The 12,222-nt window shown below is 37.8% G+C and carries 10 protein-coding genes; 6 read left to right on the forward strand and 4 right to left on the reverse strand.

The features are described 5' to 3' along the window. Positions 1-175 precede the first annotated feature (175 nt). Positions 176-1,903, forward strand: coding sequence for an ABC transporter ATP-binding protein (locus AC1D0Y_RS19955; RefSeq protein WP_060746962.1), 1,728 nt, complete (start codon positions 176-178; stop codon positions 1,901-1,903). 41 nt (positions 1,904-1,944) lie between these two features. Here AC1D0Y_RS19955 and AC1D0Y_RS19960 read toward each other — a convergent pair whose 3' ends face one another. Both AC1D0Y_RS19960 and AC1D0Y_RS19965 read right to left on the reverse strand, forming a co-directional pair. Beyond that, positions 1,945-2,610 carry a type 1 glutamine amidotransferase domain-containing protein gene (locus tag AC1D0Y_RS19960; protein WP_477707862.1) on the reverse strand — a complete coding sequence of 222 codons (666 nt, stop codon included), beginning with the start codon at positions 2,608-2,610 and terminating at the stop codon, positions 1,945-1,947. Positions 2,611-2,708: 98 nt separating this feature from the next. Further along, positions 2,709-3,287, reverse strand: a complete 579-nt coding sequence (locus tag AC1D0Y_RS19965) for a hypothetical protein (RefSeq protein WP_060746961.1) — start codon at positions 3,285-3,287, stop codon at positions 2,709-2,711. Between the two features lie 150 nt (positions 3,288-3,437). Between AC1D0Y_RS19965 and AC1D0Y_RS19970 the strand changes: the two genes are divergently transcribed. Further along, positions 3,438-3,836: a FixH family protein gene (locus AC1D0Y_RS19970; protein ID WP_028409128.1), complete on the forward strand. Its 399-nt coding sequence runs from the start codon at positions 3,438-3,440 to the stop codon at positions 3,834-3,836. A 63-nt stretch (positions 3,837-3,899) separates the two neighbouring features. On the opposite strand, the gene AC1D0Y_RS19975 is transcribed toward AC1D0Y_RS19970, so the two are convergent. Continuing rightward, on the reverse strand, positions 3,900-5,276 hold the full coding sequence (locus tag AC1D0Y_RS19975; RefSeq protein WP_060746960.1) for an aminotransferase-like domain-containing protein: 1,377 nt from the start codon (positions 5,274-5,276) through the stop codon (positions 3,900-3,902). A gap of 150 nt (positions 5,277-5,426) precedes the next feature. On the opposite strand from AC1D0Y_RS19975, the gene AC1D0Y_RS19980 reads away from it, so the two are divergent. Continuing rightward, a complete protein-coding gene (locus tag AC1D0Y_RS19980; protein ID WP_028409126.1) occupies positions 5,427-6,344 on the forward strand; it encodes a DMT family transporter in 918 nt (305 codons plus the stop codon). A gap of 294 nt (positions 6,345-6,638) precedes the next feature. Beyond that, the gene (locus tag AC1D0Y_RS19985) at positions 6,639-7,970 is read left to right on the forward strand and encodes a polysaccharide biosynthesis protein (protein WP_028409125.1); all 1,332 of its coding nucleotides are present in this window, start codon (positions 6,639-6,641) and stop codon (positions 7,968-7,970) included. 34 nt (positions 7,971-8,004) lie between these two features. Here AC1D0Y_RS19985 and AC1D0Y_RS19990 read toward each other — a convergent pair whose 3' ends face one another. Further along, positions 8,005-9,795 carry a transglycosylase domain-containing protein gene (locus AC1D0Y_RS19990; protein WP_028409124.1) on the reverse strand — a complete coding sequence of 597 codons (1,791 nt, stop codon included), beginning with the start codon at positions 9,793-9,795 and terminating at the stop codon, positions 8,005-8,007. Between the two features lie 822 nt (positions 9,796-10,617). Between AC1D0Y_RS19990 and AC1D0Y_RS19995 the strand changes: the two genes are divergently transcribed. Together AC1D0Y_RS19995 and AC1D0Y_RS20000 are read left to right on the forward strand one after the other, a co-directional pair. Then, entirely contained in the window at positions 10,618-11,220 is a 603-nt protein-coding gene (locus tag AC1D0Y_RS19995; RefSeq protein ID WP_028409123.1) for an alpha/beta hydrolase, read from the forward strand. A gap of 290 nt (positions 11,221-11,510) precedes the next feature. Continuing rightward, entirely contained in the window at positions 11,511-12,221 is a 711-nt protein-coding gene (locus AC1D0Y_RS20000; RefSeq protein ID WP_060746959.1) for a polysaccharide deacetylase family protein, read from the forward strand. Position 12,222 lies beyond the last annotated feature (1 nt).

Raw genomic sequence — 12,222 nt, forward strand, 5'->3', positions numbered from 1 at the left:
GTATATGACCAGCTTGTCATTTTCGTATAGACGAGTTTAAAAAATAGGTAAAAGCTTAGATGTTCAGGTTTAGAAAGGAAATGGTGTAAAATAAGATAGAACTTTGAAGGTAAATTGTGTGGTGTCTGCCTAAAGTGTGTATACCACCTATTAAAAGAATTAGAAAGGAACTAAGATGAATACGCAAAAAGGAATTCATTTTTCATTTAAAAAATTATGGTTGCTAACGAACCCTCCGACAGGAAAGCTACTCATTTCGTTCATACTGGCCTTAATTAATACCGGAGCGTCGCTTTCTATTCCTCTTGTGATTAAAGAAGTGATGGAGAAAATTGCGGTAGGCGTCTCACTGCAGCTTGTAGCAGGACTCCTTGGTTTATTTGCTGCTCAAATGGTAACAAGCGCATTATCTCTTTATCTCCTTGCTCAAGTAGGGCAAGGTGTTGTAAAAGAACTCAGACATAAAGTGTGGAACAAGCTCATAAAGCTTCCGGTTTCATTTTACGACCAAAACCGTTCCGGTGAAATGGTAAGCCGCATTACAAATGATACAACCATTGTGATGAATTTATTGTCAACAGAAATGATTGACTTTGTTAAAAACATTTTATCTATTATCGTTGCCATTGTTATTTTATTTACGCTTGATGTACCCATGACGCTCATTTTATTAGCGGTTATTCCCGTTATGTTTGTACTGGTTATGCCCCTAGCGAGAAAAATACATAAAATTTCACGTGAGCAGCAGGATAAAATGTCCAAGCTTACGGCTTTTTTAGCTCAAATGCTGAGTGAAATCCGCTTGATTAAAGTATCCGATTCAGAGAAAAAAGAAGTTGATTCCGGCTTACAATCGTTTCAGTCACTCTACCTCTTCGGTGTAAAGAGAGCTAAAATTGAAGCGATCATTACCCCGATTATTAGCACGGTGATGACCGCTGTTATGATTGCCATCGTCGGGTTTGGTGCATACCGGGTGAGTGAGGGATTTATCACTGCAGGAGAGCTGGTGGCTTTTGTTCTTTACCTTTTTCAAATTATGGTTCCGGTTGGTTCACTTACCCGATTTGTTACGAGCTTTCAGCAAACTAAAGGAGCTTCAGAAAGAATCTTTGATATATTAGCTGAGAAAGAAGAGAACTATGAAAATGGAGAAGTGCTTGAACAGGTAGGGAGTTTAAGGTTCGATAAAGTTGCTTTTCAATATGAAGATAAACCAGTATTGCAGGAAGTTTCATTTTCTGCTAAAAAAGGAGAAGTTACCGCTTTTGTTGGACCTAGCGGAGCTGGAAAATCTACTGTTTTTTCACTTATCGAACGCTTTTATGAGCCTTCATCGGGGCGCATATTCTTGGATGGAACAGACAGTCAAAACGTCAACTTACGTTCGTGGCGTCACCTGTTTAGCTATGTTCAGCAGGATTCTCCGATTTTAGCAGGAACAATTCGAGAAAATCTCATTTACGGATTAGAGCGGCATGTGGAGGATGAAGAAATAGAAGAAGCAGCGAAGTTAGCGAATGCTCATCATTTCATTCAGTCCTTTGAAGATCAATATGAAACAATGATTGGAGAAAGAGGTATTAATCTCTCAGGAGGACAGCGACAGCGTATTGCAATTGCCCGAGCGCTGTTACGCAATCCCCAGTTTTTACTACTGGACGAAGCGACAGCTAGCTTGGACTCCGAATCAGAAAAGCTTGTGCAAGAGTCATTGGAAACGGTAATGAAAGAGCGCACATCACTCGTCATTGCCCATCGTCTATCTACGGTCATTAATGCAGACCAAATTGTTGTAATAGAAGAAGGGAGAGTTACAGGAAGCGGAACGCATAAAGAGCTGTTAGCCTCTCATGCTTTTTACCGGCGTTTGGTAGAGCAGCAGTTTCAAACATCCCTATAGAACAAACAAAAAAAGACTGCTTTCAAGCAGTCTTTTTTTGTTTATTTATTTAGCTTTTTAACTAATTCATCACCCATTAACTCGGAAGAAAAAGGATCTCGGCTTGTGACAATTTGATCATTTGCCCAAACGGCATATGCTTTTTTATCCATCTCAGGGATGTAGTTAGCCACTTCACGAAGTTCTTGTTCTAAACTGTATGGTAAAAAGGGAAGTACTTCTTCCGGTTCAATTTCATCAGGATAACCGGTTACGTCTAGTCCTTTAATTAACAGTTCATCATCGGATCCTTTCAAGAAAGCAAAAACAGAAGGTCCGTGACACTCAGCTGCTAAAATACCTCCGTTGTCGTACACTTTGTTCATAAGTGCATGCAAGTCCACGTTTTTTGCTAAGTCAAACATAGCGCCATGGCCGCCTACTACTAAAATAACGTCATAGTTCTCAGCATCTACTTCTTCAAGTTTCATTGTCTGATCCGCTCTTCCTGATTCATATAATTTCTTATACGTTCCGTCTGGATCAAAGTCTTCTGAAATACTTCGAACGTCTACTTCCGGCTTACCTCCAAAAGGTGAGGCTAAATCAACGGTGTGCCCTGCGTCCTCAAGCTTTTGCAGCGGAGCAAATAATTCTTCTGCCCACCAACCTGTGCGATAATCTTTCTCTTCGTATCCGCTTGATAATACAGCTAACACTCTTGCCATGTTTATACCTCCTAAATGATGTAAAAACGTATAGTGATACATATCATGTATTCATTGTGAACTGTACCCTATATAAAAAAACTTTAAACAATGGCAAGTTATGAAAAGGTAGCGTGAATCATAAACAAAACCAAAAAAGAGATAGCAAATTTAAGATGCCACTTTTTATCTGTACGCTTATAGCGCTTCACGCCCATCACGAGTAAACAAGCTAGAACAGCCATCGTAATAATTCCTGAAAAGTACGTAAAATTTGCTTGAAATCCTTTTATTAAAGCCATATAACCATGTAAAATAATCAAAGCCGTTGATATAAGAGCAATTGGAACGTGCCACTGACGAACATACTTGGCTAAAAATTGGATAAGCGGCTTTAACTCAAAATTTCCTTTTTTTATGTACGATAACGGTTTCCATTTTAGTAATAAAAAAATAGGATAAATGGCTAAAGCTGCAAAGAAACCAATTCGTGCAATTGAACCAAGCTCTTTAAAATTTCCTTCATATATTTTAGAATCGAGTGGAAGGGAATGTTTATAAATAGGGATGTAAATAAGCCCTGCTACGACTAGTAAAAAAGAGATAGTAAAGATAAAGATTACTTTTTTACGCTCGCTTTTATTTTTAATTAATGTCTGTAACCATGATTTTTTAGCTGGAGATTTAGCTGAATTCATTTTCTTCCTCCTTGGAAAAAACTAGTTAGTATCAGTATGAACTTTTTTTCTTAAAAAATCTTTAAAAACCCTTCTTTTTTAGAAAAATTCATTTTTTTCTTTGCAATACGCGTTATAGTTAAACAAAAGGTTTAAAAAGGAGATGAATACATGAAAAAAAGAATAAGTATATCTATAATCAGTCTTTGTTTACTTTTAACGGCCTGTGGTCAGGAACCTGCTCAAAGCACAAATGCTGTGCAGCCAAAACCGTTGGATGTAAATCTTCAAGGCCCAGAGGCGTTACAGAAAAATGAAAGCGGTATCTACAAAGCCGAAGTTACATATGGAGACGAAAAAGTAAAAAATGATGATGTTGAAATGATTGAATTTGAAATAGAGAAAAAAGATGGCGAAGGGAAAGGGAAGATGTTAAAGCCTAAACAAATAGGAGAAGGTGTATATGAAATACAAACATCTTTCTCTGAGCCTGGCACATATACCGTGCAATCACATGTTTCTGCAAAAGGGACGCATAACATGCCTCTTATAACCGTTACGGTTAAATAAAAAAAGTCAAGGATGCTAATTCCTTGGCTTCTTTTCGTTTAGTATGTCCATTGAATTCCCATTCTACAAGGGGAAAAGGTTATTTGGAATAGGATGATGTTTTCTATCATCAATTAAAGTAATGCACTGAGCTAGCTGTTCAATTCCTCGTTTGATCGTATTCGTATCTACTTGTGAGATGCTTAATCGGAGAAGAGTGTCTCGTTTGTATTCTGGTAAAAAAAATCTAGAGGCATCATCAACATATATGTGCTGCTCGTTTAGCATGTGAACGATCTGTTTTGCTGTCACATGCTCAGGCAAACTAATGGATAAATAGAATCCTGAAGTTGGTTTAGAAAAATGTGTATAAGCGGGTAGGAGTGAATCACATGCTTCTACAAGAGTTTGCATTTTGGTATGGTATACCTCTTTTATCTTTTTAAGATGACTCGTAAACATGCCGCTTTTTAAATAAATTTCAAGAGCACCTTGGGAAAGCGCTGAACTATTAAAATCTGAACTGAATTTATATCGTAAAAAGTTGCTACTCATTAACGAAGGAAGCACGACAGCAGCAATACGTAACCCAGGAAGAAAGATTTTCGAAAAGCTTTTAATGTAAATAACTCGTCCACAAGGATTAAAAGAAAATAAAGGATCTGATTTTGCATCGGGATCAAGGTCGCCCAAAAAGTCATCTTCCACTATATATACATCGTATTTTTCGGCTAACTCCACGATTTTTTTCTTCTCAAAATTTGTATAACAATGCCCAAGAGGATTGTGAAATCTTGGAATAATGTAGAAAAATTTTATATCATTATTTCGAAAAATGTACTCCAAACGATCAAGATCAATCCCTTCCATTGATAGCTCAATCCCAAAAGTAGTAGCTTGGTGCAGCGTAAGAGACTCGATAAAACCGAAATAAGTGGGCTGTTCAATTAGGATATTATTTTTTCCATTTGGAAAGGGCATAGAAACTAGTAAGTGAAGAGCTTGCTGAGACCCGGATACAACAACTAACCTTTCAGCTTGAGTGAACACCTGTAAGTTCTGCAAGTGTTTCACTAACTGTACCCGCAATGAGTAAGAGCCTTGTTGATCAGAGTATGTAAAAAGCTCTTCTTTGTAGTGTTCAATCGCTTGGTTTATACAATGCTGAAATTCAAGATAAGGCATAACGTTTTTATCTGGACCAGCAGACAAGAAATCAATCACTTTATTTTCATTCGTCTTATGTTGAAATTCTGCCACAACGTAGTAGCCGCTTTTAGGAACAGAATAAATTAAATGCTCTTTTTCTAGTTCGCTGTACGCTTTGATAACGGTATTCTTGCTGCACGAAAAATGTTGGGAGAGTCGGCGAACAGAAGGGAGTTTACCACCTGCAATAAACGATCCATTTGCTAGGCCAAGCTTAATTTCTTCCATGATTTTCAGATATTTTAAACTCATAGGTCCTACTCCTTTAATTTGTACCCGTACAGATAGGTAAAAGAATGATTTATTTTACTAGTTGTCCTGCGCTATCCTTTTAATTATATCAGAACTTTTTTTAGAAAAATGGTACAGTTCTGAAAAATAAAAAGACAGGGGTAGGGTAAGATGCAAAAAGAAATTAGAGAGAAAATGGGCGTATTGTTGGGATTAGTAGGCGTTATCTGTTTTAGCTTAACCCTTCCTTCTACAAGCATTGCAGTCAAGTATTTCGGAACGACAGTCGCTGGTTTAGGAAGAACAGCTGTAGCTGCTGTTTTAGTAGCTGTGATATTGATTGTACGAAAAGAAAAATTTCCTTCTCTTCGCCAATTTAAAAGTCTGGTGATCGTCGCTTTAGGCGCAGTTTTAGGGTTTCCTTTGCTCACTTCTTGGGCAATGAAATCATTGCCTGTTTCTCACGGAGCGGTTGAACTCGCTCTTTTACCATTAGCCACAGCCGGTTTTGCGATGTTTAGAGGGGGTGAACGTCCTTCTTTAAAATTCTGGGTCTCAAGTATAATCGGTTCGGCAGCTGTTATCGTGTATGCTCTTCACCTCGGATTCGGTCAACTGCAGTTTGCCGATGCAGCTTTACTAGCAGCGGTGCTGATACTTGGACTGAGCTATGCAGAAGGAGGGGTGTTAGCAAGAGAATTAGGCAGCTGGCAAGTAATTGCTTGGGCCATTATCATCGGTGCACCATTTTTTATGATTCCAGTAGGACTAAGCATTACAGCTGAAATGCTCCATGCGCCTTTACAAGCGTGGGTTAGTTTGATTTATCTCTCAGTAGTGAGTCAATTTTTAGCATACGTTGCTTGGTACAGCGGGATGGCTATGGGTGGAATAGCCAGAGTTAGCCAGGTTCAATATTTACAGCCATTTTTAATGATTCTGTTTGCAGCTCTATTTCTAGGTGAAACAATTACACTTTTTACTCTTGCTATAGCAATAATTGTTGTCTTTTCGGTTGTACTAGGCAAAAACGCTTCGGTGTCAAAAAAAGAAGTGCATCCACAGAAAATAGTGAATAAAGACGCTTAACTAATATTTGAATTTGTTACATTAAAACAACATGCTCTATTCCCATTAGCAATCAGCAGATTCATTCAGTCTTCTGTTTTTCTATGTAAGTCTCAAGAGCCAAAGTATAAGAAATGAATGAATTTCCTATGTGAAAAAGGTATATAACGGTTTTTTTTCACATAGGTTGAACATTATACAAGAACTTGTACACCGAAAAAATACAATTAGATAAATAATTCGGATTGGGCTTGTCATATACATAGAGAGAAGAGGTAGTGATGAAAAAGGACGGGAGATAGAGGAGATAACGAGATGAACACTTTTTTGAAGGGAACGTTTATTCTAGCAGGTGCTGCCTTTGCAGGAGAGTTAATTGAATTTCTTGTAAATATGGTACTTGCTAGAGAATTAGGAAGGGAAGGCATGGGCATGTACATGACTGTTCTTCCTATCATTTTTCTTATTGCCACCGTAGCCAACTTAGAACTGCCTATTTCTATTTCTAAATTTTTGGCCGAACATCACCGCAAAGAACATCAGCATATGATGAAGCATGCCACCATTTTTGCGACTGCTGTGAGCTTGGGAATCTTTTTTATTACACTGGCCGTATTAGCAGCCTTTCCATTTTTCAGTCACTATCATCCTTACTTAAAATGGGTTGTACTATGTTTCATTCCGGTTGTTTCATTTTCAGCCGTGCTTCGTGGATATTTTACGGGTAAAAATAATATGACGACTATCGCCGTGTCTAATTTTATCCGCAAAGCCTTTCAGCTAACGATTTTATTTGTTGTTTTTCAAATGTTTGCTTTCACAGATGTTAAAATGTCGCTGTTTATTGCGATTTGTACGCTAATTGGAACCGAAGCTGTTATTTTACTTTATTTTTTTATCACGTATGTTACTCAGTTAAGTGTTTTATCAAGAGGGCACAGACCTTTGCTTTCTCCAAGTGAGATTCGGAAAAAGCTGTTAGGCGTCTCACTTCCGACCACGGGACTGCGTTTATTTAATGCGGTATGTAATGCTGTTCAGCCGTTTTTAATCAAACACGCGCTCGTTTTGTCGGGCATGACTTTAACCGGGGCCACGCAGCATTTTGGTATGCTAACAGGTGTAGCGATGTCGATCGGCTTTTTTCCAGCTTTCTTTGCTCATTCTCTTTTAGTAGCACTAATACCTGCTGTATCTGAAGCTCATGCGAAAAATCAGGAAGAACAGCTTCAAAGACTTTTGACTCAAAGTATGCAAATGACATTTTTATATGGGATTCCGTCTATAGTGGCAATGTATTTCTTTGCTGAGCCACTTACTAACTTGTTTTTTCATTCTACAGAGGCCGTGTACTATCTAAAGGCTTTATGGCCGTATTTTCTTTTTCACTTCTTTGCTGTTCCGCTTCAAGCTTATTTAATTGGACTTGGCTATGTAAAAGATGCTTTTTATCATACGATTTGGTCTCATATTGTATCTTTTTCCCTGATGTTTTTCTTAGGATCACAAACAAATATTGGCATGCAGGGAATTATTATCGGAATGAACTGTGGCGTGGTTGTCTTGACCGTTCTGCATTATGTAACGATTTGCAAAGTCATCAACGTTTCCTTTTTTTCACTTAAGCATAAAACGCATTTATCTTAAAAAACCTCCAACGGTGAAGTTGGAGGTTTTTTTGTTACCAGTTATTCATAATTGAGCTAAACAGTGTAGCAGGGTCTTGTCCGCCGCCGCCTGATAAGTATTTCGTTGTTTGCGTAGAATTAGCATTATCAAAGCCAGCGTGGATAGAAACGACTGCATCATCGGTATACCCGACAAACCAAGCATCTTTGACATCGTTGGTTGTACCAGTTTTACCTGCAGCATCTCGTGAAGAACGAGCGTTAACACCTGTTCCATAGCTTTTTTCAATCACATCTTGCAGCATGGATGTCATTGTATCCGCATTTTCTTCACTCATTACTCTCTCTGTCTGAATGTCTGGCTTTTTCACTTCACCGTCGCGCATCTCAATTTTTCGAATTGCGTACGGCTTAGTCATAACGCCTTTGTTAGCAAAAGTTGTATATCCTTGTGCTAACTGAAGGGGAGAGAACGTTGTCGTCGTTCCTCCAAGAGCAAGCCCTAATTTTGACTTATCGTCATCTTCAAGAGGAAGTCCAGCTTTTTCCATAAATTTTGCGCTTGTATCAATACCAATTTGTTTTAAAAGCCAAACAGCTGGAACGTTGAGTGAACGAGTAAGTGCTTCACGCATTGTCACATGCTTTTGATATTCACCTTCTGCGTTTTTAGGGCTATATCCACCGCCAAAGTCTTGTCGTTCATCACTTAGGAGTGAAGTTGGTGTATAATCTCCAGTTTCTAAGGCTGGACCATATACGGCTAAAGGCTTAATAGCTGAACCAAGCTGATAGCCGCTTGTAGCACGGTTTAAGCCGTTTCGCTCATAGCTGCGTCCTCCATACATCGCTGAAATCCCACCTGTTTTAGGGTTGACAGCTGAAATTCCAACCTCTACTTTGCTGTTGATGGCATCATCTCGGAACGTATGATTTGCTACAGAGTTATTAATCGATTCCTGTAAATTAGGATCTAAATCTGTATAAATGGCATAACCACCCTTATAAAGGTCATCAGCAGATACGCCATACTGTTGAGCAGCTTCTTTAATTACATAATCAATAAATGCTTGATTAGAGTTCGGTTTTTTAACAGGAACACTAGGCTCGACTACACGTTCATTTAACGCTTGCTGATACTGAGTATCGCTAATAACGTTTTGGTCATGCATCAGTTTCAATACAACGTTTCGTCGGGCTGTCGCTTTTTCTGTACTATTGCTTGGTGAATACGTACTCGGCGCTTTTGGCAGTCCCGCTAAAAGCGCAGCTTCGCCTACGGTTAAATCTGATACAGGCTTATTAAAATAAAGCTGAGAAGCTGCACCAATACCATATACACCGCTTCCGAAATAAATTTGATTTAAATATAATTCCAAAATTTGATCTTTTGTAAATTGTCTTTCTAAGCCTAGTGATAGAAACATTTCATCTACTTTACGTTTAATGGTCTTATCACTAGATAAGTAAAGATTTCTTGCTAACTGCTGTGTAATGGTACTTGCGCCTTCAGCTTTACTCATTGTTACAATGTTCTTAAAAAGGGCGCGGCCAATACCTTGTAAATCAATCCCAAAATGCTTGTAAAAGCGACGGTCTTCCGTTGCAACAAACGCCATTTTTACATAATCGGGAATTTCATTGCTCGAAACATTTTGACGGGGAACGGTTTTATACAATTCGTCAATCTTACGGTCATTTTTGTCATAGACTACCGTACTTTGAACCGACTGCAGTTTCGAGTAAGATAAATCAGCCGTTTGCTGAAATTGCTTTAATACATAGGTAACTCCCAGCATTACAATTAAAACAACGACTAAAAAGGCTAAAATAAATTTCCTCATGTTGGTTCACTCCACTAAGTAATAATTCCATGTTCACACATAGCTACATTCTTCGTCTTTACAAGGTCGTTATGTAAAGAATGCTGAAGTTTGTTGACCCATTCAATCTTTTAACAGAGAGATGGGTGATAAAGTATTAACGTTCACAAGCTGACGCGCTAAGTTTAATAAAGGCTATTATTCAAGTGCAGGTAAGTTTTTAGGGTATAAGATGATTGACAAGAATAGCTCTTTACGCAGTTATTTTTTGCTTACTCGCAGATGCTTCGTTTTTTTATTAAACTGAAACAAAGTGAAATACAATCATCTGAACTTAGTTTACCCATAAATTTGTGTTTGTCAAATAAAGTCGTATAAAGCACCATTCGGGGCTTTGTTCCCCTTTATGAAAAAACAAGCTGGTATTTTACGTTCTGTTTCTCATAGAAAAAAGTTGTTATAACACGTATAAGAAATAAGATTTAGTACGTTCGGGTATAAATGCTGATATCTGTTGAAAGTAACGAAATAAAGAAAAAATTAACTAATTTATCAGACTAGGGCACTTTTTATACGAAGGAGGACGGGCGAGTTTTAATCATTATCCACCTTTTGACGGGAGTACTTAGCTAAAAGTGGAATATTTCTTTCCTCGCTGTAAGTCAAACGAATTAAATACCTAGCTGCATATGAGCAATGGCCATATGAAGTTATTCAGTATTATGTGATACTGCCAGCAAAACATACAGGTATTTCTTTGACAGTAGTTCCTTTACAAATGCTTCGAAAGTTCTTATAATAAAATTATCTTTAATTCGAGATATTCAAAAGGAGTGGATATACGTGAAACATATTTTTAAAAAAGGAACGGACGAGACGAAACCGACTTTATTGCTGTTGCATGGTACCGGAGGTACAGAACAAGATCTGCTCCCTGTTGCAGATATGATTGATTCCTCTTGCTCCGTATTATCTGTAAGAGGAAATGTACTAGAAAACGGAATGCCTCGTTTCTTTAGACGTTTACAAGAAGGAATATTTGATATAGAAGATTTAATTGAACGCACAAAAGAACTTCATCAATTTTTAGATGAAGCGGCTGAAACATACTCATTCGACCGACACAACATCGTAGCTGTAGGCTACTCAAATGGTGCCAATATTGCAGGAAGTTTGCTATTTCATTATGAAAATTCTTTAAAAGGGGCGGCTCTTCTTCATCCGATGGTTCCAAGAAGAGGAATTGAAGTGCCTAAGACCGACGCTTCTATCTTTATTGGCGCAGGCACAAACGATCCTATTTGCCCAGCATCAGAAACGGAAGAACTTTCTGCGCTTTTAGAAAAAGCTGGAGCGGACGTACAGGTGCATTGGGAATCATTTGGCCATCAGCTAACACGAACAGAAATTGAAGCAGCTGAAAAATGGTATCGAGCAAAATTTTAATTTAAAAACTTTCCGCATTCGTACGGGAAGTTTTTTTATTTTTAAAAAATAATGAAAGCTATCGTACAAAAGATAGATATAAATGGTAAAAAGTACTTTTTTTACTGAATGAAGGGAAATTTTATGATATCATTTTATTTCCGGTATATCCTTGAAGAATAGCTATTTTTAGGTAAAGCATCAAATTATTTTAAAATTCCTGGCTTCTATCACAAAAAAATGAAACCAAAGTCTGAGTAAACCGTTATAATAAATGCAGGATTTAAATTCAAAAGGATGGTTAAAAGCATATGACTCGTTTTTTTATTGTTTTACTTTTCGTTCTAATGGTTATATGTGTATATACCATTATTTCGCAAACCCTTTATCGTCGCTATCATTCATCAGTCATAATAAAAGGGGTAAAAAAGCATAAAATAGCTATAACATTTGATGATGGACCTCATCCTGTTTATACGCCAAAAATTTTGGACTTGTTCAAACTGCATGAAATGAAAGCTACTTTTTTTATTGTGGGAGAACTAGGGGAAAAACACCCGTCTATTTTAAACAGGATGATCGATGAAGGACATGAAGTAGCTATACATCATCATCGTCATGTGAGTGCATGGACGCAAACACCTTGGCAATTAAAAAGACAAATTCATCAATGTGCACAGGTTATAGAGAAAGTAACAAATCAAAAGCCGCTTTTTTATCGTCCGCCGTGGGGACATTTAAATATGAGCAGTTTATCAATGGCCAAGCCATATCACCTTGTGATCTGGACAGGAATCTTTCAGGATTGGACACTAAAAACAACGAAAACGGCATTAGTTCAAAAACTAATGCGTAAAGTAGAAGATGGAGCCATTTTTGTTTTACACGATAATGGAGATACCCCGGGAGCAGATGAAAAAGCACCTGAAATGACGATTGCGGCGTTAGAAGAATTTTTACCTTACTTAAAACAGCAAGGGTATGAAAGTATAACCATGCAGCAATTGATGAATCAATCGTAAA

Source organism: Priestia sp. P1_B12_1 (assembly GCF_056406695.1).